General features: G+C 65.7%; 20 protein-coding genes. 14 read left to right on the forward strand and 6 right to left on the reverse strand.

The window, feature by feature from the left end; all coding sequences use genetic code 11:
- Complete coding sequence (locus tag ACIPRS_RS10840; RefSeq protein ID WP_446538561.1) at window positions 1-1581, reverse strand: transglycosylase SLT domain-containing protein; 1581 nt, start codon at window positions 1579-1581, stop codon at window positions 1-3.
- A gap of 135 nt (window positions 1582-1716) precedes the next feature.
- On the opposite strand from ACIPRS_RS10840, the gene ACIPRS_RS10845 reads away from it, so the two are divergent.
- From ACIPRS_RS10845 to greB, 3 genes are read left to right on the forward strand one after another with little or no spacing between them, the layout of a single operon-like run.
- On the forward strand, window positions 1717-3219 hold the full coding sequence (locus ACIPRS_RS10845; protein WP_446538562.1) for a helicase HerA-like domain-containing protein: 1503 nt from the start codon (window positions 1717-1719) through the stop codon (window positions 3217-3219).
- Window positions 3220-3229: 10 nt separating this feature from the next.
- The gene (locus tag ACIPRS_RS10850; protein WP_446538563.1) at window positions 3230-3628 is read left to right on the forward strand and encodes a copper resistance protein NlpE N-terminal domain-containing protein; all 399 of its coding nucleotides are present in this window, start codon (window positions 3230-3232) and stop codon (window positions 3626-3628) included.
- Between the two features lies 1 nt (window position 3629).
- Entirely contained in the window at window positions 3630-4133 is a 504-nt protein-coding gene (gene greB / locus ACIPRS_RS10855; protein ID WP_446538564.1) for a transcription elongation factor GreB, read from the forward strand.
- A 3-nt stretch (window positions 4134-4136) separates the two neighbouring features.
- Here the strand turns inward: greB and ACIPRS_RS10860 are convergent, their stop codons facing one another.
- Both ACIPRS_RS10860 and rimO read right to left on the reverse strand, forming a co-directional pair.
- A complete protein-coding gene (locus tag ACIPRS_RS10860; protein ID WP_446538565.1) occupies window positions 4137-4964 on the reverse strand; it encodes a DUF3025 domain-containing protein in 828 nt (275 codons plus the stop codon).
- Entirely contained in the window at window positions 4961-6322 is a 1362-nt protein-coding gene (gene rimO / locus ACIPRS_RS10865; RefSeq protein ID WP_337731035.1) for a 30S ribosomal protein S12 methylthiotransferase RimO, read from the reverse strand. The genes ACIPRS_RS10860 and rimO overlap by 4 nt, the downstream gene beginning before the upstream one ends.
- Window positions 6323-6467: 145 nt before the next feature.
- Between rimO and ACIPRS_RS10870 the strand changes: the two genes are divergently transcribed.
- Genes ACIPRS_RS10870 through pcp form a run of 8 tightly spaced genes read left to right on the forward strand, consistent with a single transcriptional unit; the run spans window position 6468 to window position 12266 of the window.
- Complete coding sequence (locus ACIPRS_RS10870; protein ID WP_446538566.1) at window positions 6468-7127, forward strand: dienelactone hydrolase family protein; 660 nt, start codon at window positions 6468-6470, stop codon at window positions 7125-7127.
- Window positions 7124-7531, forward strand: coding sequence for an HIT family protein (locus ACIPRS_RS10875; RefSeq protein WP_337731037.1), 408 nt, complete (start codon window positions 7124-7126; stop codon window positions 7529-7531). The genes ACIPRS_RS10870 and ACIPRS_RS10875 overlap by 4 nt, the downstream gene beginning before the upstream one ends.
- Window positions 7528-8226, forward strand: a complete 699-nt coding sequence (gene pxpB, locus ACIPRS_RS10880; protein ID WP_337731038.1) for a 5-oxoprolinase subunit PxpB — start codon at window positions 7528-7530, stop codon at window positions 8224-8226. Before ACIPRS_RS10875 ends, pxpB begins: the two co-directional genes overlap by 4 nt.
- Entirely contained in the window at window positions 8223-9161 is a 939-nt protein-coding gene (locus tag ACIPRS_RS10885) for a 5-oxoprolinase subunit C family protein (RefSeq protein ID WP_446538567.1), read from the forward strand. Before pxpB ends, ACIPRS_RS10885 begins: the two co-directional genes overlap by 4 nt.
- Before the next feature lie 20 nt (window positions 9162-9181).
- On the forward strand, window positions 9182-9943 hold the full coding sequence (locus ACIPRS_RS10890; RefSeq protein WP_446538568.1) for a LamB/YcsF family protein: 762 nt from the start codon (window positions 9182-9184) through the stop codon (window positions 9941-9943).
- Window positions 9940-10638 carry a DUF969 domain-containing protein gene (locus ACIPRS_RS10895; RefSeq protein ID WP_446538569.1) on the forward strand — a complete coding sequence of 233 codons (699 nt, stop codon included), beginning with the start codon at window positions 9940-9942 and terminating at the stop codon, window positions 10636-10638. The genes ACIPRS_RS10890 and ACIPRS_RS10895 overlap by 4 nt, the downstream gene beginning before the upstream one ends.
- Entirely contained in the window at window positions 10625-11590 is a 966-nt protein-coding gene (locus tag ACIPRS_RS10900; protein WP_446538570.1) for a DUF979 domain-containing protein, read from the forward strand. Before ACIPRS_RS10895 ends, ACIPRS_RS10900 begins: the two co-directional genes overlap by 14 nt.
- A 22-nt stretch (window positions 11591-11612) precedes the next feature.
- The gene (gene pcp, locus ACIPRS_RS10905; protein ID WP_446538571.1) at window positions 11613-12266 is read left to right on the forward strand and encodes a pyroglutamyl-peptidase I; all 654 of its coding nucleotides are present in this window, start codon (window positions 11613-11615) and stop codon (window positions 12264-12266) included.
- A 15-nt stretch (window positions 12267-12281) separates the two neighbouring features.
- On the opposite strand, the gene ACIPRS_RS10910 is transcribed toward pcp, so the two are convergent.
- The 3 genes from ACIPRS_RS10910 to apbC form a co-directional block, all read right to left on the reverse strand.
- Window positions 12282-12821, reverse strand: coding sequence for an RDD family protein (locus tag ACIPRS_RS10910; RefSeq protein WP_337731044.1), 540 nt, complete (start codon window positions 12819-12821; stop codon window positions 12282-12284).
- Window positions 12822-12852: 31 nt separating this feature from the next.
- Complete coding sequence (dcd, locus tag ACIPRS_RS10915) at window positions 12853-13425, reverse strand: dCTP deaminase (protein ID WP_062353420.1); 573 nt, start codon at window positions 13423-13425, stop codon at window positions 12853-12855.
- Window positions 13426-13520: 95 nt separating this feature from the next.
- Window positions 13521-14360: an iron-sulfur cluster carrier protein ApbC gene (apbC, locus tag ACIPRS_RS10920; RefSeq protein ID WP_446538572.1), complete on the reverse strand. Its 840-nt coding sequence runs from the start codon at window positions 14358-14360 to the stop codon at window positions 13521-13523.
- 241 nt (window positions 14361-14601) lie between these two features.
- Here apbC and ACIPRS_RS10925 point away from each other — a divergent pair, with 241 nt between their 5' ends.
- The 3 genes from ACIPRS_RS10925 (at window position 14602) to ACIPRS_RS10935 (ending at window position 20452) form a co-directional block, all read left to right on the forward strand.
- Entirely contained in the window at window positions 14602-16620 is a 2019-nt protein-coding gene (locus ACIPRS_RS10925) for an alpha/beta hydrolase family protein (protein WP_446538573.1), read from the forward strand.
- Window positions 16621-16923: 303 nt separating this feature from the next.
- A complete protein-coding gene (locus ACIPRS_RS10930) occupies window positions 16924-19830 on the forward strand; it encodes a TonB-dependent receptor plug domain-containing protein (protein ID WP_446538574.1) in 2907 nt (968 codons plus the stop codon).
- A gap of 184 nt (window positions 19831-20014) precedes the next feature.
- Window positions 20015-20452 (forward strand): DUF2147 domain-containing protein, encoded by a 438-nt coding sequence (locus tag ACIPRS_RS10935; RefSeq protein WP_192201453.1) that lies wholly within the window; start codon window positions 20015-20017, stop codon window positions 20450-20452.
- The last annotated feature ends 92 nt before the right edge of the window (window positions 20453-20544 follow it).

Here is a 20544-nt window from a genome sequence, read left to right on the forward strand (position 1 = left end):
CTACTTCCTGCAGCTTTCCAGCTTCAGTTCCTGGCCGGGCCGCACCGAGTAGGCCGGCGCCTTCAGCCTGTTGGCCTGCGCCAGTTTCTTGAGGTCGCACTGGAAGCGCTGCGAGATCCGGCCCAGCGTATCGCCCTTGGCGACGCGGTACTCGCGCGCCTGCTCTTTCCTGGGTTCCGCCGGCTTGGGTTCACCGGTGGCGACCGTGGTCGGTACGCCCGCCACCGGCGTCACGTCGCCCACCGCAACGCTGCCTGTCAGCCGCGTGCGCCGGATCGCGGCGGCGGGATCCGCATTGACCAGCGTGCGGGCCAGTTCGGCGCGCGGGCCGCTGACGCAATGACGGTTGTAGAGGCCGACGATGCGCGTATTGGCCTTCAACGTGGTGCCGGCCGGGATCCAGCTTTCCGGCTGGTAGCGCGGATTGAGGTTGCGCAGCGTGCGCATGTAACCCTCGCGCGTGCCGCCGTTGCCCAGGCAGATGGTCAGTTCGTAGATGGATGCGTCGCGCGCCAGCTTGAGCGGTGCCGGCTGCGCGTTGACCTTCGGGAACTCGAGGCCGTACTGGCGCGGGTGCAGGAACAGCCACGCCGCCGCGATCACCATCGGCACGTAGTCGCGCGTCTCGCCGGGGAACTGGCTGTAGACCACGTCGTCCCAGAAACCCAGGCCGCTGTTCTCGCGATAGACGCGGGCCGCCCGGCCTTCACCGCCGTTGTAGGCCGCGAGCGCCAGTTCGATGTTGTTGTTGAGGCCGCGCATGCGCTCGTTCATGTATTCCGCACTGGCCTGGCCGGACGCATACGGGTCGTAGCGCGTATCGAAGCCGCTCGCATCGCGGCCGAGTCCGAAGCGAGCACCGGTGTGGAACATGAACTGCATCGGGCCCGCCGCGCCCGCGCGCGAAGTCGAATGCACGCGGCCGTTCGACTCCTTGGCCATGATGCCGAACAGCAAGGCTTCCGGCAGGCCACTGCGCTCCCACGCGGGATACAGGTCCGAACGCATGTTCTGGTAGTTCTCGTAGCTGTCGATCAACGCCGGGCGCATGTCGGTCAGCCAGCGGCGGATGCCGGCCTGGACCGCCGGGTTGTACTCCACCATGCGATCGAACGCGTGCCGCTGGTCGTTGAGCAACGCCGTGGTGCGGGCCGTCTCCGGCACCGGCGTGCCCGCCGGAATGGCGTGGTCGGTGCCGTCGTCCAGCGCATCGATCGCTTCGCCCTCGCTTGCATCATCTTCACCCTGCGCATCGGCATTGCCCTTGAGCAGGCGCTTGTACGTTGCCAGCAAGGTGGGCACCTGGCAGCCGCGCTGCTTGATGCAGGCATCCAGCACATCCTCCATGTCCTCCAGCGCCGCGTCACTCTCGCTGGCGCCACGCGGATCGCTGTTGGCCACCAGCACCAGGCCATCGCGGTAACGTTTTTCTGCGGCCGCCATGCGTTGTTCAAGCGCGTCGGCGGCAGCGCGGTCACGCGCGGACACCCGTTGGGCCAGTGAAACAGGCGAGACCAGCAGCAGGGAAAGGGCGGCCGCAACGGGCCAACAGCGCAGACAGGAAGGAACCGCAAACGACATCAGGTGAGCATCCAGAGTGTGAGTCGGGAGGGTAGCCCCCGCCGTGCGCCCCGGGCAAGGTCGTACGTCATGGAACGTTTCCCCCGATGCAGCATCCAGCCGCTAGAATCCGGGCATCATCACGCGAGGTTGAACATGGATCCCATCCTGCTGGGCAAGGGCGTCACGGACGACATTCCGGTCACGCTGCAACCGAAGTTCGGCAACCGGCACGGTCTGGTGGCCGGCGCGACGGGCACGGGCAAGACGGTCACGCTGATGACGCTGGCCGAGGGCTTCTCGCGCATGGGTGTACCCGTGTTCATGGCCGACGTGAAGGGCGATGTGGCCGGCCTGGCCGCTGCCGGCGACGGCAGCGAGCGTGTCATGCAGCGCGCGACGGACATCGGCATCGCCGACTACACCCCCGGCGCTAACCCGGTCATTTTCTGGGATCTGTACGGCAAGCTGGGCCACCCTGTCCGCACCACGGTCAGCGAGATGGGTCCCACGCTGCTCTCGCGCATCCTGGAACTGAACGATACCCAGAGCGGCGTGCTGGACATCGTGTTCAAATTGGCCGACGACCGCGGCCTGTTGCTGCTCGACCTGGAAGACCTGCGTGCACTGCTGGGCCTGGTTGCCGCCGAGCGCAAGGACATCTCCACCAGTTACGGCCTGGTCAGCACGCAGTCGGTGGGTGCCATCCAGCGCGCCCTGCTTCGGCTGGAACAGGAAGGCGGCGAGATGTTCTTCGGCGAGCCGGCGCTGGAACTGGCCGACCTGATGCGCACGAACACCGACGGCCGCGGCGTGATCGGCATCCTGGCCGCGGACCAGCTGATCCTGAAGCCGCGCCTGTATTCCAGCTTCCTGCTGTGGCTGCTGTCGGAGCTGTTCGAGACGCTGCCGGAAGTCGGCGACCTGGACAAGCCCAAGCTGGTATTCGTCTTCGACGAAGCGCATCTGCTGTTCGACGATGCACCCGCCGCCCTGCAGCAGCGCATCGAACAGGTCGTGCGCCTGATCCGCTCGAAGGGCGTGGGCGTGTACTTCTGCTCGCAGTTCCCCGACGACGTGCCGGACAACATCCTGGGCCAGCTGGGCAACCGCGTGCAGCATGCATTGCGTGCCTTCACCCCGCGCGACCAGAAGGCGGTCAAGACGGCGGCGGAAACATTCGTGCCGAACCCGAAGCTTGACGTGGCCCAGGCCATCTCCAAGCTGGGCACCGGCGAAGCGCTGGTGTCCACGCTGCAGGACAAGGGAATTCCAGCACCGGTGCAGCAGACGATGGTGTCGCCACCCCGCTGCCGCATGGGGGCGATCAACGAGAGCGAACGGCAGCAGGTGCGCAACGGCAGTCCGGTGGGCGGCAAGTACGACACCTCCATCGATCGCGAATCCGCTGCCGAGATGCTGGCCAAGCGTGCGGAATCGGCGATGGAAACCGCGAATGCGCCCGCCGCGAAGACCGAGAAGGACGATCCGGATGCCGGCGGCTTCGGCCAGACGGTGAAGGATGCGGTGTTCGGCACCAAGCGCCGCCAGGGCATGATCGAGACGATGGCCAAGCAGACCACCCGCACCATCGGCACCAAGCTGGGCAACCAGATCGTGCGCGGCATCCTGGGCAGCATCTTCGGCGGGCGACGCTGATCGCATGCGCATGAAGTGGTTTTTCGTCATGGCGGGCATCGCCCTGTCGCTGGCGGCTTCGGCCGCCAATCCGACACCGGCGACCTTCGCCGGTCCGTTCTTCGGCAGTCTGCCGTCCACCGGTTGCGTGATGCAGAACGTGCTGCTGGACCTGCGCGCCGACGGACGCTACACCCTGCAGGCGCATTGCCAGGACGACCTGCAGGCTGCGCCGACACACGCCGGCCGATGGTCGGTGACCTGGAACGGCACCTGCGTGCAGCTCACGCCGGACGATGATCAGCCGGCGCAGGAATTCGCGATCCATGACGACGACCTGCTGGCGCTGACCGCAGGCAGCTGCATCGAACCGGTCGACGATCCGCGCGGGCGCACGCTGCGGCGCGCGGACACCGCCGGGGATCGCTGACGTGTCGCGCTGGCGCCCGCCGGGCGAGAAAAGCACCGCCCTGATCACTCGCGAAGGCCACGATCGCCTGAAAGCGGAACTGGACGATCTGTGGCGCGTCAGGCGCCCTGAAGTGGTGAAGGCGCTCGCCGCCGCCGCCGCCGAGGGGGACCGCTCGGAGAATGCGGAGTACACGTACCGGAAGAAGCAGCTCGGCGAGATTGATCGTCGCGTGCGCTATCTGAGCAAGCGGCTGGAAGCGCTGCGCGTGGTCGACACCGCACCCAGCGATCCGGAAGCCGTGTTTTTCGGCGCCACCATCGAGCTGGAAAACCTCGCCAGCGGCGAAGTCTCGCGTTACCGCATCGTCGGACCCGACGAGACCGACGCAACCCTCGGCTGGATCAGCATCGACTCGCCACTGGCACGCGCACTGCTGAAGAAGCGTGTCGATGACGAGTTCGCCGTGGAGCTACCCGGCGGCATCACCCACTTCGTGCTGGTGGATGTCAGCTACCCGGGCTGATCTTCACAGCGGTCGCGGGTAGACGCGACCATTCCGCAACGGCCGGAAGTAGTCGCCCTGCGCATAGAACGTTTCACTCTGGTCCGAGTGCCATCCCGGGATGCCGGCCAACGGCAGGGGCCGCAGGTCCGCCGGAGTGACGAGGATCGCACCGGCTGAAATCGCATCGGCCACGCGCGCGACACCGTCGACCGGATCGCCCAGCACCACCAGGCACTTGCCGACCAGCAGGCGCCCCGGCACCAGCATCTGCTCCATCAGCGCATGCCCCACCACGGCAGCCACCACGATGTCGCCGCTGCGCCAGCGCCCGGCATCCGCATGGAACAGCGCCGCCCAGTCGTGTCGGTCCCACAGATCCAGCAGCACCGGGTCACGCACCTGCACGATGACACCAGCTTCATCGAACTGGGTCAGCGCCTGCTGGGCAGGACTGCGCTCACGTGTCCCCATTCGTGCGATATGTCGGCACTGCTGCTGGTTGAGGGCGTGCTTGAGGGCCCGGTGGCGCATCCAGACCATGGCATTGAACAGGTCGTGCCAGTTCTCTGCGCGCGTTGCGATGCGCCCTTGTGCGATGCGTGCTTCGTAGTGCAGCCCGTCGGCGAGCAGGGTCGCGTCCTGCATCACGAAGCGATGCCCCGACGGCGGCATCCGCGCATTGAGGGCTTCGGTATCCGGCCATCGTGTGGCCGTCACCAGGTCCAGGTGCTCGCCATACCCGCCGAACAAGGGATGCCGGAAACACGCGACATCCACCTGCTCACGCAAGGGCGCGACAAAACGACGCCGGCCATTGCCCGCGTGTGCTCCTGTCGCTGGCGCGGTCACAGCACCTTGAGATCGAGCGGCGTGCCCGCCGTTCCGGCGATGGCATCACCGATCAGGTCGTGTTCGTCGCTCTCGGTGATCTCGACGTCGACGAACTGGCCGACGCGCAAACCCAGCTCGCCGCCATTCTGGATGTGCACCAGGCCATCGATCTCCGGCGCATCGGCCTTCGAGCGCGCCACGGCGATGTCGTCTTCGATCAGGTCGACCAGGCACTGCTGCACGGTGCCGATCTTGGCCTCGAGACGGGCGGCGGAGATCTCCGCCTGCTTCTCCATGAAGCGCGCCAGGCGCTCCTGCTTGACTTCTTCCGGCACCGGATCCGGCAGCAGGTTCGCGGCGGCGCCTTCGACCGGCGAATAAGCGAACGCGCCGACGCGATCCAATTGCGCTTCGTCGAGGAACTGCAGCAGTTCCTCGAATTCCTGGTCCGTTTCCCCCGGGAAGCCAACAATGAACGTCGAGCGCAGGGTGATGTCGGGGCAGATGGAACGCCAGCGCTTCACCCGCTCCAGCGTCTTGTCGACAGCGCCGGGGCGCTTCATCAGCTTGAGGATGCGCGGGCTGGCATGCTGGAACGGGATGTCCAGGTACGGCAGCACCTTGCCTTCGGCCATCAGCGGGACAACGTCGTCCACGTGCGGATAGGGATAGACGTAGTGCAGGCGTACCCATGCATCGAGTTCGCCCAGCCCTTCGCACAGTGCCTTCATGCGCGTCTGGTACGCCTTGCCGCGCCACTCGCGCTCGGCGTACTTCACGTCGACGCCGTACGCGGAGGTGTCCTGCGACACCACCAGCAGTTCCTTCACCCCGCCTCGCACCAGGCGTTCGGCCTCGCGCAGCACATCGTCGACGGGACGCGACACCAGGTCGCCGCGCATCGACGGAATGATGCAGAAGCTGCAGCGGTGGTTGCAGCCTTCGGAGATCTTCAGGTAGGCGTAGTGCCGCGGCGTCAGCTTGATGCCGTAGTCCGGCACCAGGTCGACGAACGGATCGTGCTTCGGCGGCAGCGCCGCATGCAGTGCTTCCATGACGCTCTGGTAGTCCTGCGGGCCGCTGATCGCCAGCACATCGGGGTACTGCTCGCGGATCTGCTCCGGGCGCTTGCCCAGGCAGCCGGTGACGATGACCTTGCCGTTCTGGTTCATCGCCTCGCCGATGGCGTCGAGCGATTCGGCTACGGCGGAGTCGATGAAGCCGCAGGTGTTCACCACCACCACGTCGGCTGCGTCATAGGTCGGCACGATGTCGTATCCCTCCACGCGGAGCTGGGTGAGGATGCGTTCGGAGTCGACCAGGGCCTTCGGGCAGCCGAGGCTGACGAAGCCCACCTTGGGGTTCTGCAGGGACATGGGGAGTACGGCGGCGGCATGTACGGGGCGCGGATTATAGCCTCCGGCCACCGGCGGCCAGGGCTGGAGCGTTCAGCCAGCCCCGGCACACAGCCCCGCCGCGCGCGCCCTACACTGTCCCGTTCCCCACGACCGGACCGCATGCATGGGCTACTGGACCCATTTCGATTCCCCGCATGGCCGCATCCATGCCTGGCGGGCCGATCCTCAGGGAACACCGCGCGGCGCGCTGGTCGTGGTGCAGGAGATCTTCGGCGTCAATCCGCATATCCGCACCGTGGCCGAAGGGTTTGCGCGCGAGGGCTATGTCGCGCTGGCACCTGCCTACTTCGACCCGGTCGAGCACGGCGTGGAACTGGACTACGATGCCGACGGCATCGCGCGCGGCAAGGTCCTGATCGGTGCATTGGGCCTGGAGCGCGCATCCGACATCACCCGCGCCGCGGCCGATGCGCTGGCGGGCCAGGGCAGGATCGGCAGCGTGGGCTATTGCTGGGGCGGTACGGTCGCTCTGCTCGCCGCGCTGCGGCTGGGCCTGCCGTCTGTCAGCTATTACGGCGCGCGCAACCTGCCGTTCCTGGGTGAGACGCCCCGCGCAGCGGTGATGTTCCATTTCGGCGAACAGGATGCCTCCATCCCACAGGACATGGTGCAGGCGCATCGCGACGCCCTTCCGCAGATGGCCGTGCATACCTACCCCGCCGGACACGGGTTCAACTGCGACCTGCGCGCCGACTATGATCCCGCCAGTGCCCAGAGGGCGCGCCAGCGCACGCTCGATTTCTTCAGGACCCACCTTTCATGAGCGACTTCGTCCTCGACCCGCGATTGGCCGCCGACAGTGTTTTCATCGCCGACGGCCCGCTGTCGCAAGTCCGGCTGATGGACGACATGCGTTTCCCCTGGCTGGTGCTGGTGCCGCGCGTCGCAGACGTCACCGAATGGCTGGAACTGGACGGCGGCCAGCAACGCCTGCTGCTGGCCGAGATCAATCAGGCGGGCCACCTGATCCGTGCTCAGGATGGCGTGCAGAAGCTCAACATTGGTGCACTCGGCAACATCGTGCGGCAACTGCACGTCCACCTGGTCGGACGGCATGAGGGCGATGCGGCATGGCCGGGGCCGGTGTGGGGCAGCGGCGCGGCGGTCCGGCACGCCCCCGGGGCATTGGCTGACGAGGTTGCCCGCTGGCAGCAACGGCTGCGATGAGCGCCCCCCTGATCGAACTGCTGGGTGACGATGCGCTGCTGGTGCGCTTCGGCGATGGCATCGACGGCGCCACCAACCAGCGCGTGCATGCGCTGGCCCTTCATCTGCGCCGCCTGGCACCCGCATGGCTGCGCGACCTGGTGCCGGCCTACGCCAGCCTCGGCGTGTTTTTCGACAGCGCGTACATGCCGGGCGAGGATCCCCGTGAGGTGATCGCGCAGGCCGTGGCCGGGTGGTCGGATCCGCCGTCGCCCCTCGAGAATGCGACGCCTACGCTGCACGAAATTCCGGTGTGCTACGGCGCCGGTTTCGGCGAGGACCTCGCAGCGGCCGCACGTGAACTCGGGCTGGCGGAAGCCGAGCTGATCGCGCGCCACAGCGCACCGCTCTATCGCGTCGCAATGATCGGCTTCGCGCCGGGATTCCCCTACCTGCTGGGCCTGGATCCCGCGCTCGCGCTGCCGCGAATGGCGACGCCGCGCGCACGCGTACCCGCCGGTTCCGTGGCCGTGGGCGGCGCGCAGACCGGCATCTATCCGCATGCGAGCCCCGGTGGCTGGCGCCTGCTCGGACGCACGCCACTGGTGCTGTTCGATGCGCTGCGCGATGCGCCCTCGTTGCTGCTTCCGGGTGATGAGGTCCGCTTCGTGCCGATCGATGCGCAAGCCTTCGCCGCGCTGGCGGGTGCCGCATGAGCCGCTGGGAAGTGCTGTCACCGGGTGTGCAGACCACCGTGCAGGACCAGGGCCGCACCGGCTGGCGTCACCTGGGCGTTGCGCGCGCCGGCGCGCTGGATCCGTCCGCGCTCGCTTTGGCCAACCGGCTGGTCGGCAACGCGGAATCCTGCGCGGGGCTGGAGATCGTGCTGCAGGGGCCACGCCTTCGCCTGCCCCGCCCCTCCCTCATCGCACTGGTGGGCGCACACGTGCAGGCCTCGTGGAATGACCTGCCTTTGCCGATGGGTCGACCGATCCATGTGCCGGCCGGAGAGCTGAAACTGGGTGCGGTACGCGACGGCGCGCGCGCCTGGCTGGCGATGACCGGCGGCATGGATGTCGCACCGACGCTGGGCAGCCGCAGCACCGACCTGCGCGGCGGCTTCGGCGGTCATGAAGGGCGTGCTTTGCGTGCCGGCGACCTGTTGCCTGCCGGCAGCGCACATGCTGCCGCTCCGCAGCCGCGGTTTCCTGCCTGGTGGATAGATCCCGACGATCCGTGGACCGTGGATCGGCACGTGCTGCGCTATGTCCCGTTGCATCACGCAGCAGCGTCGGCGCTCGGTACGCAGCGCTGGCGCGTCCATCCGAACAGCAACCGGCAGGGTCTTCGACTGGACGGGGCACCGCTTGAAGCCCAGGACGGCAGCGGCATCTCCGAGCCGGTGGCGGTCGGCACACTGCAACTTCCTCCCGACGGGCAGCCGATCCTGCTGCTCGCCGATGCACAGACGGTGGGCGGTTACCCGCGCCTGGGCCATGTGGTTGCCTGCGACCTGGGCCGGGCGGCCCAGCTGCGCCCAGGCGAATCCGTCCACTTCGAACCTATCGACCTGCGGCAAGCCCGCGCACTCGCGCTCGGGTACCAGCACCGGCTGGCGCGATTGCGGCTGGCCATCGCACAACGCCTGTAAGCCTGGGGTACGCTCAACGCATGCACGCAACGCGCGACATCGATTTCAACTGCGACCTGGGCGAGGACTGCGGGGATGATGCCGCGCTCCTGCCCTTCATCAGTTCGGCCAGCATCGCCTGCGGCTTCCATGCCGGGTCGCCGCTCACCATGCAGAAGACGGTGGCGCTGTGCCTGGCCAACGACGTGGCGATCGGCGCGCACCCGTCGCATGCGGACCGCGACAACTTCGGCCGCATTCCGCATGCGATCGAACCCGCCGCCGCGTATGCGCTCACCCTGTACCAGATCGCGGCACTGGATGGCTTCGTGCGTGCCGCCGGGGGACGTCTGCACCACGTCAAGCCGCATGGCGCACTGTACAACCAGGCGGCGCAGGATGCGGCGCTCGCGGGCGCCATCGCGCAGGCCGTGTACGACCACGATCCCGGCCTGGTGCTGTACGGACTTTCCGGCAGCGCGCTCACTGCCGCCGGTGAACGACTGGGCCTGAAGGTGGCGCATGAAGCCTTCGCCGAGCGCCGCTACGAATCCGATGCCAGCCTGACGCCGCGCACCCATGCCGATGCATGCCTGCCTTCCGTCGAAGCATCGGTGGCGCAGGTCACCCGGATGTTGCGGGAGGGTGCAGTGGTCTCTCGCACCGGACCTCCAGTACCCCTGCACGCCGACAGCATCTGCCTGCATGGCGACCGCGCCGACGCCGCGACTTTCGCGCGTGCGCTGCGCGAAGCCATCGAGGCCGCGGGTTTCGCGGTCCGCACCATGGAGCGACGTGCATGAACTACTGGCCATTGCTGGGCATCGCGGTGGTGGTGGTGGGCTTCGTGCTGCGCTTCAACCCGGTGATCGTGGTGGTCGGCGCGGGCCTGGTCAGCGGCGTGGCCGCGGGCAAGTCGATCCCCGAACTGCTGGCCTTGCTGGGGGAAAGTTTCGTCTCCAATCGCGCGCTGCTGATGTTCGCGCTGACCCTGCCCACCATCGGACTGCTGGAACGCGCAGGTCTGCGCGAGCACGCGCTGCGCTGGATCGCGGGGCTGCGCGGGTTGACACTGTCGCGGCTGCTGGCGGGCTACCTGCTGGTGCGCCAGGGACTCAGCATGGTCGGGCTGATCGACATCGCCGGCCATGCGCAGACCGTGCGCCCGCTGCTGGCCCCCATGGCCGAATCGGCTGCGGAAAAGACCCGTGCGCCCCTGCAGCGCGAGGAAGCGCAACGCGTGCACGCGATGGCCGCCGCCACCGACAACATCGGCCGGTTCTTCGGCGAGGACGTCTTCCTGGCGTTCGGCGCGGTGCTGCTGATCCAAGGCTTCTATGCCCAGCACGGCATCGAGCTGGAGCCGCTGCAGATCGCGCTGTGGGCGCTGCCGACGGCGATTGCCGCGTTCGTCATCCACGCGGTGCGCATCGTGCTGTTCCAGCGCCGGCTGGATCGCCACGCCGTGCCGAAGGAGCGCAGCGATGCTGTCGATTGACCAGTTCTACCTGCTGCTGGCGGCCTTCCTGGCCTACGCAGGGTGGCGGAACCTCCGCCAGCACCGGTATGCGCACGCCGCGTTCTGGGGCCTGATCGCGCTGCTGTTCGCGGGTGGCGGACACGTACTGCGCGCAAGCAAGGCCGGCGACCCGCTGCCCGCGCAGTTCGCCGGTGCCGCGGTCATCGCGCTCGCGCTGCTGGCCACGCGCATGCGCCGGGAACCGCAGGATGAAGCACCCGAAGCCGAGCGCCTCGCCTCCGCGCTGCGGCTGGGACACCGCCTGTTCCTGCCCGCGCTGCTGATACCCGCGCTGACCATCCTGGTGGTGGTGGTCGGGCCGCACGTATCGCTTGGCGGAACACCGCTGTTCGCTTCCACCGGCCTCACGCTGACCGGGCTGGCATTGGCCTGCACGGTCTCCGCGCTCGCGGCGATGGTGGTGACGCGCCAGCGTGCGTTGCAGGCCGCGGACGAAGGCCGGCGGCTACTGGACACGCTGGGCTGGGCGGCGCTGTTGCCACTCGTACTGGCGACCCTGGGCGGCGTATTCGCGGCCAGTGGCGTGGGCGAAGCGGTGGCATCGCTGGTCTCGATGGTGATTCCCGCCGACAGCCGCATGGCCTGCCTGCTGGCCTTCGCGCTGGGGATGGTGGTGTTCACCGTGATCATGGGCAATGCGTTTGCCGCGTTCCCGGTGATGATGGCCGGCATCGGGCTGCCCCTGCTGGTGCAACGGCATGGTGCCGACCCGGCCATCCTGGGGGCGATCGGCATGCTGACGGGCTACTGCGGCACGCTGCTGACGCCGATGGCCGCCAACTTCAACATCGTGCCGGCGGTGCTGCTGGGGCTGGACGACCAGTACGGCGTGATCCGCGCGCAGGCCGCCACCGGACTGTGGCTGATGGGCACCAACGTGCTGCTGATGGCCTGGCTGTGTTTCCGTTGATCCTCCGCCGCCGGGATATCCGATGACGATGACGCGCACGGTGCTGCTGACCGGCTTCCAGCCGTTCGGTGGTGAACAGGTCAATCCCAGCTGGCAGGCGGTGTCCGCGCTGCACGGCACGCGCATCGCCGGGCATCGTGTGGTGGCGCGCGAGTTGCCGGTCGCGTTCGGCGCGTCACTGAAAGCGCTGCGCGCCGCGCTCAGGGACATGCGCCCTGCGCTGGTGATCTGCGTCGGCCAGGCCGGCGGTCGCGCGCAGCTCTCGCTCGAGCGCGTCGCGATCAACATCGACGATGCACGCATTCCCGACAATACGGGCCAGCAACCGGTCGATGTGCCGGTGGTCGCGGAGGGTCCGGCCGCCTACTTTTCGACGCTACCGGTCAAAGCCATGCGCCACGCGCTGAACGCAGCGGGATTTCCAGCGGAGGTTTCGCAGACCGCCGGCACCTACGTCTGCAACCACGTGTTCTACGGACTAATGCATGCGCTGCGGCGCCAACGCATCGTCCGCGCGGGCTTCATCCACATCCCCTACTCGCCTGCCCAGGCATCCATGCATCCCGGCACACCCAGTGTGGCGGTGGAGACGGTGACCGAAGCGCTCCGTCTTGCCGTGAAGGTGGCGCTGAATACACGCATGGATGCCCGCCTTGCGGCCGGCGCGGAGCACTGACGCGACGACGTTCTATCAGTTGGCGCGGATGACGCGCGTGCCCGCGATCAGGTCGTGCAGACAGCGCTGGTCCTGGCGGAAGATCATCAACGAATCGACCAGCACGTACAGCATTCCCAGGCACGGGATATTGGCGATGGCTTGCGTCGGCAGGTAGCGCTTCACCAACAGGTCCACCAACGAAGGCTTGTTGCCCTGCAGATCGACGATCCTGACGGACAGCAGCTTCTTGCCCCAGGTCTGGCCCGTCGCGTGCAAGGGGTAACCCTGGATGAGCACGAACACGACAAAGCCAATCACGGCCCATAGCAGCGTCGTACCAAGCGGCATCAGCCCGAGACCACCGGACCGTCCCGCTTCGAATGCCGCCTGCCAGTAGCCTCCGACAAACATCAGCGGCACGATCGCCACGAGCCCGATGCAGCCATCGATCAGCACGGCGGCCAACCGTAGCCAGCGCAAATCGGAATCCGGTGCCCCCGCGCCGTGCGGACCGGCAACATCGGCGTCGGGAGCGTGGTAGGGATCTTGCGGCATCTGCGGCGGTGTCTGCATGCTGATTCCTTTCAACGTGATCGAGAGACGCTCAGGTGCGCGGCAGCGTCACGCCCGTCTGGCCCTGGTACTTGCCGCCACGGTCCTTGTAGCTGGTCTCGCAGACATCGTCGGCGTCGGACTGGAAGAACAGCATCTGCGCCACGCCTTCATTGGCGTAGATGCGTGCCGGCAGCGGCGTCGTGTTGCTGAACTCCAGCGTCACGTGGCCTTCCCACTCCGGTTCCAGCGGGGTGACGTTGACGATGATGCCGCAGCGCGCGTAGGTGCTCTTGCCCAGGCAGACCACCAGTGTGTCGCGTGGAATGCGGAAGAACTCCACCGTGCGTGCCAGCGCGAAGCTGTTGGGCGGGATGATGCACTCGTCGGCTTCGATGTCCACGAAGCTCTTCGGGTCGAAGTGCTTGGGGTCGACGATGGTGGAATTGATGTTGGTGAACACCTTGAATTCGCGCGAGCAGCGCACGTCATAGCCGTAGCTGGAGGTGCCGTAGCTGACGATCCGTTCGCCGTTGACTTGCTTCACCTGCCCCGGCTCGAACGGTTCGATCATGCCTTGCTGTTCGGCCATGCGGCGGATCCAACGGTCGCTCTTGATGCTCATGCAATTCCTGGTCTGGGGGACAAAGGTCGCGCGGGCGGCGCGCGACGGACGGGGAATTGTAGGGCGGGCCCCGGCCCGCCGTCTTCGGCTGGCCGCTAGACCAGCGACGAGGCGATGGGCACGGTCGCCCGCGGCCTGAGCGCGAGCGTCGCCGCCATGACCCGCGCGGTCTGCCGGTAAGCCTGTGCCGCAGGCGAATCCGGTGCGGCCACGACGACAGGCCGCCCGGCATCCCCCTGCTCGCGGATGGCGATGTCCAGCGGCAAGGACCCCAGCAGCGGCACGCCGTACTGCGCCGCCATCCGCTCGCCGCCGCCCTGGCCGAACAGGTGCTCCACGTGGCCACAGTTCGAACAGGTGTGGACGGCCATGTTCTCGACGATACCCAGCACCGGCACTTCGACCTTCTCGAACATCTTCAGCGCCTTCTTGGCGTCCAGCGTCGCGATGTCCTGGGGCGTGGTCACGATGACGGCCCCCGCGACCGGGATCTTCTGCGCCAGCGTCAGCTGGATGTCGCCGGTACCCGGCGGCAGGTCTATCAGCAGATAGTCCAGATCGCCCCAGAGGGTGTCGTTGAACAGCTGCATCAGCGCCGACGTGGCCATCGGTCCGCGCCAGATCATGGGGGTGTCCTGATCCACCAGCAGCCCGATGGACATGGCCTCCACCCCGAACGCCCGCATCGGCTCGATCGATTTGTTGTCCGGGCTGTCCGGCCGCCCCGACAGGCCCAGCATGGCCGGCACGCTGGGCCCATAGACGTCGGCATCCAGCACACCGACCCGCGCCCCGTCGGCAGCCAGCGCCAGGGCCAGGTTCACCGCCGTGGTGGATTTCCCCACCCCACCCTTGCCGGAGCCGACTGCGATGACGTTGCGGACGCGGGGGTGCGGGGACAGGGCGCCCTGGACGGCGTGGACTCGAACTGACATGGAAACGCTACTCGGGACGTGGCAAAAGTGCGTGCCAGTGCGTCGAGAAAGCACCGCGCGCATCGGCAGGGCGGGCACGGATCATCTCATACTCAAGAACGAGGGACTTTCCTGTCCGCGCCCGCTGCACTACTCTGGCCCGCAAGCCAATGTCTGAACGAGATGTTCAGTATCGGATCATCGGACAGCATCAACCGTCCATTGGCGCCATTTCATAAGACTCCAGGGTACGAAACAGACCATGAAGATTGGAAAGGGATATTTGATCGTTGCGTCATTGCTTTTGATCACCGGCACCGCCACAGCTCGAGAAGCGATTCCGATCGAATCCTTCGCACGCCTGCCCAACATCCAGTCCGTGTCCATGAGCACGGATGGCAAGAACTTGGTTGCCATCGTGGCGATGCCCGGCTCCAACAACCAGGAAACAGGTTTGGCGACCTGGAATCTGGACGATCTGGATGCGGGCTCGGTCATCACGCCCTCCGGCGACAGGATGAAGTTCATCGCCGCCAATGCGATGAAAGCCAACCGGGTACTCGTGCTGGGGCGCCAGGAGTGGACCGGGCAGTTGGGCGGCTGCGGCGAAGGCAGCACGGTTGGCGCGACCAAGACGTTCGTCGTCAAACCGTATCTGACTGATGTCAAGCAGCAGAAGTTCGACGAGGCGTTCGCGGACAACACCCGGCGCCTCGGCGTTGGCGAGGATCTGAAGCGCTGCCTCGAGATCGCCGGCACGGCCAACCTGGTACATACCCTGCCGCTGGATCCGGACAATGTCATCATTTCGCAGACGAGCGGCCTGTCGCTCAGCGGCGCCTACTACCTGTACAACCTGCGCACCAACGACACGAAGCTGCTGTTCCGCGCCAACAGCCGTACAAGCCCCGGCCTGTTCAATCCGCGCAATGGCGAACTACTGACCCGTAGCCAGCTGGAACCGATCTCGCCTGGCGAATACGAGCAGCGCATCCTCATCCGCAACAAGGCGGGCGAATTCGAGGTACACCAGCCGCTTACCAGCAAACTCAGCGAGCGCAATGCCGTCGACATCGTGGGCATCGACGAGCAGACCGGCAAATTCTATGTACTGACCGACATGTTTTCGGATCTGGTGCAGGCATGGATGTACGACCCGGCAACGCGCAAGTTTGATAGCGAGCCACTGATCGCCCACCCCAAGTTCTCGATCAGCCGCCTGATCCTGGGCTCGCAACCAAGCAACTTCAACCGCGTGCTCGGCTTTGTCGTCGATGGTCCGGAACCGGAGGCGACGTACGTCGACCCCGAACTGACCTCGATCCACGCCGGCTTGAAGAAGGCCTATCCCGGCCGCACGGTCGCCATCACCGGTTACAACAACGATCTGTCACGGGTGCTGTTCACCACCGAAAGTGCGCAGCAGGCATCCAGCTATCGCTTGTTGATCGATCGCAAGCGTGTAGTTGATCTCGGCGACGAGCGTCCCTGGATCGACTCCAAGCAGATTGGGGAGCAGCGCTGGGTCAACTATCCCGCCCGTGATGGCCTGAGCATCCCTGCCCTCCTCGACCTGCCGGCCGGCTGGAAGGAAAGCGATGGCCCGCTGCCCACCATCATTCATCCGCACGGCGGTCCCTGGGCCCGTGACTACGGTGGCTGGGACGCGTCAGGCTGGGTGCCGTTCCTCACTTCGCGGGGTTACGCCGTACTTCGTCCTCAGTATCGTGGGTCAAGTGGCCTCGGCCGCAAGCTGTGGCTGGCTGGCGACGCCGAATGGGGCCAGAAAATGCAGGATGACAAGGACGACGGCGCCGCCTGGCTGGTCAAGCAGGGCATCGCCGATCCCGAACGCCTGGCCATCTTCGGTTATTCCTACGGCGGCTTCGCTGCAGCGGCGGCCGTGGTCCGACCCAACAGTCCCTATCAGTGCGCAATCTCCGGCGCGCCTGTGACCGACCTGACCAAGCTGGGTTGGTCATGGAGCGAGAGCCGCCTGCAGCGGATCCTGCAGGGCCGGACCGTCAAGGGTATGGACCCCATGCTCAATACGGACAAGGCCAACGTCCCGGTCCTGCTGTACGTGGGCGATCGCGATGTACGCACACCTTCCTTCCATGCCCGCGGCTTCTACGATGCTGTCAAGGACAAGGTCCCGGCCAAGTTCGAGCTGATCGCCGACATGCCTCACAGCATGCCGTGGTACTACCGCCACCAGCAGCAAGCCCTGGGCTTGATGGAGAGCTTCCTGGCCAAGGATTGCGGCCCAGGCGGACTCTGAGCCCCTTCGCAACCTCGCTCATTGAAACCCCGCCTCCCGGCGGGGTTTCTTTTTGTCGCCGGTGGCCGCCGTGTACAGAGACGGGGGCTCAAACCGGCACTCTTGGCCCATTCCGGCGTGGCGACGTGGCCCGTGACCAGACCGCTCCAGCCCTCTACCACAGCTAGGCAGTAGCGGGTACATGACCATGTCACATGTTTCTAACATTTGGTTGCTATGGGCGCCGGACGGTGCATATACTCGCTTAACCCCTGCATAACATGCAGGGGCACTCATCTAGCGGGACTCTTAGGGGATTCAACCATGCAGCAAGCAAAGAAAGGCACTGCCTTCAAGAAGTTACCTTTGTTCGTCGCCGTCCTCGGCTGCCTGTACGGCGGCAACGCCTTGGCACAAGACGAGGCAACCGAGAATGAACCGGAGGAGAAAAAAGAAGCCGTTCAGCTCGACAAGATCACGGTTACCGGCTCACTGCTCAAGCGTGTCGAATACGACTCCGTGTCACCTGTCCAGGTCATCACCGCTGATACCAACATCGCGCTGGGCCAGGTCGAAACCTCCGAGTTCCTGCAGAAGTCCAGCATCGCCGCCGGTGCCACCCAGATCAGCCACCAGTTCGGCGCGTTCGTGACCGAAGGCGGCGTGGGTGCGCAGACCTTGTCGCTGCGCGGCCTTGGCCCGAACCGCAGCCTGGTCCTGCTCAACGGCCACCGCCCCGGCCCGGCCGGTACGCGCGGCCAGGTGGGTGCGTTCGACCTCAACGTGCTGCCCTCTTCGATCGTGCAGCGCATCGAACTGCTGAAGGACGGCTCGTCCTCGATCTACGGCTCGGATGCCGTCGCCGGTGTGGCCAACGTCATCACACGCAAGAACATCACCTCGCCGGAAATCTCCGTGAGTTTCCGCGCTCCGTTCTTTGGCGGCGGCGAAGTGATCAACCTGTCCGGCGCGACCGGCTGGAACTTCGACAACGGCAGCATCACGCTGGCGGGCGAGTACTACAAGCAGTCTCCGCTGACCGTCGGCGACCGCGACTTTCTGAAGTGTGCTGAAGACCTAGTGTGGGACCAGGAAGGCAATCGCATCGACCGAGAGGACCGCTCCATCCTCGCCGGCACCCCGCTCGGTGGCTGCACCAGCGGCAACCTGTACGCGAACACCGTCAGCGACCTGCTCACGGGCGCACGCTACGTGCCTACCTGGAATGGCCAGACCATCGGCAACATCCCGGGCTACCGCCCGCGCGTAAGCACGACCTACGCGAACTCGCCGCAGGCCAGCTACACCGACGTGCTGAACTTCCCCTTCTTCGGCGAGCAGTACGTCATCCAGGATCTGGAACGCTTCAGCGGTTATCTGTCGACCGACTTCTCTTTGGGTGAGGTCAACTGGAAGACCGAACTCCTCGTCAACCGTCGCGAAAGCGAATACAGGGGTTTCCGCCAGTTCTTCCCGGTCATCGTCGGCGGTTCGGGCTACTTCTACGCCAACGATCCCGACTTCCGGAATACTGCAACACCCTCCGGTGTCTCGCAGCCGGTCATGCCTTTCCGCTCGAACAGCAGCCAGAAGGTCGACTACTACTACGTCAACACGAACTTCAACGGCTTGTTCGCCGACACGTGGTCGTGGGACGTCAACGCTTCCTACTCGCGCTCCAGCGGTACTTACAGCGACCTGTCGATCGATGCATCCAAGACCGGCGACTGGAACTACGGTGAGGACGCGCCGACCATCAACTACTTCGATCCGGGTTTCCTAAACGGCACCCGCATGGACGAACTGGTCGGCTTGATCGGCGTATGGGACACGGGTAAGACCGTCTACGACCAGACCGTCGTGACCGGCGTGGTGACCGGTGAGCTGTTCAACCTGCCGGCAGGTGCGGTGGGTGCGGCGATCGGTGCCGAGTACCGCGAATTCAGCATTGACGACCAGCCGGGCTTTTACTCGGTCAACGGTCTCCTTTGGGGCGCGTCCTCTGCACAGCAGACCAAGGGCGACGATTCGGTGAAGGAAGTATTCGCCGAAGTCGAAGTGCCGCTGCTGAAGGGCCTGCCGGGCGTCGAGTCGCTGACGTTCAATGCTTCGACCCGCTGGTTCGACTACGACTCGGTAGGCGACAGCGACAATGTCTGGAAGATCGGCCTGGGCTGGCAGATCGTGCCCTCGCTGCGCCTGCGTGCAACCAAGGGCACTTCGTACCGCGCGCCGGGTCTGTATGAGCTGTATCTGGGCAATCAGTCGGCCTTCCTGGGTCAGACAGCGATCGATCCCTGCATCAACTGGGGCGAAAGTTCCAATGCCAACATCCGTGCCAACTGCGGCGCAGCAGGTATTCCGGACAACTACAACGGCGCACCCAGTTCCGCCACCATCTACCAGGGTGGCGGTGCGGGCTTCCTGACACCGGAACATTCCAACGCCTTCACCGGCGGGCTGATCTGGACCCCGGAATTCGCCCCGGTAAGTATCGCTCTGGACTACTTCGAAATCGAGGTACTGGACCAGATCGGCGAACTGGAAGCGCAGACGATCGTCGCCAGTTGCTACGGCTCGGACGTGTATCCGAACAACTTCTGCTCGATGTTCACGCGTAACGCGCCGAATGCTGCGATCGAACCAAACGGCATCCAGGAGGTCTATGCGACCTACGTCAACATCAACAAGCAGAAGGTGCGTGGCTACGACCTGTTGGTCCGCTACCAGGACGATTTCTCGTTCGGTAAGCTCACGCTGGAATCACAGATGACCTACATGAAGGAAGATGTGGTGCAGCTGTTCGACAGTCCGCTGGAGGGCGGCTCGACGATTTCGGACTACGTTGGTGGCATCGGCCGGCCGAAGACCGTCGGCAACCTGTCGGCCTCGCTGGAACGCGGAGACTGGACCTACAACTGGGGTATCGACTTTGTCGACAGCACCCGTCGTCTGACGCCACTCACCTCCACCGGCAGCTACACCTACTTCGGCCACCCCAACGCCGTTGTCGACACCAAGGCCGACAGCCGCACCTACCACACGGTATCGGTGCAGTATGAACAGCCGAAGTGGTCGTTCCTGATGGGTATCCGCAACCTGTTCAACAAGGAACCGGACACCATCTCGGCCGCCGCTGGCTACAACCGCTACGGCAACGTACCGGTGAGTGCCACCCAGTACGACTACCTCGGCGTTTCGCTGTTCGCCCGTGTGAACTACAAGTTCTGACGGCCGATCCGCGCATCGCGGTGTGACAGGCAGGGGCGGCGAAAGCCGCCTCTGCTTTTTTTTGCGGAACCTCTGGCAACAAGTCGAGCACGACCCGTCTTCCATACCCCACCGGATGCGGTATAAAGAGGCCACCCCGCCGATCCTCGTCGGCGGGTCTGACCGACATCCCTGGGAGGGGAACATGCGCAAGACCCTGTTGGCCGCCTGCCTGGCCGTTCCGTTGCTTGGCCTGTCGCTGTCGGCCGCCGCTGCCGACGCGACCGGGCGCTGGAAGACCATCGACAGCGATACCGGCAAGCCCAAGTCCATCGTGGAAATCACCCGTGCCGCCAACGGTACGCTGAGCGGCCGGATCATCGAGCTGCTCAATCCGAGCAAGCCGAATCCGGTCTGCGACAAGTGCAAGGACGACCGCAAGAACAAGCCCATCACCGGCATGGAGATCATCCGTGGCATGAAGGCCGACGGTGCCAACGAATGGAGCGGCGGCACGATCCTGAAGCCCGACGAAGGCAAGGTGTACAAGTCGAAGATGGAACTGATCGAGGGCGGCAAGAAGCTGGAGGTCTCCGGCTGCATCGCCTTCATCTGCAAGTCGCAGACCTGGATCCGTCAGTAACCGCTGTTCCAGCAGTGCTGCGGGCCCGGTCATGCCGGGCCCGTCGCGTTCCGGGCGCAGGAAGGGCGCGCACCGGTCCATGCGATAATCGC

This window comes from Pseudoxanthomonas sp. LARHCG66 (genome assembly GCF_052871755.1).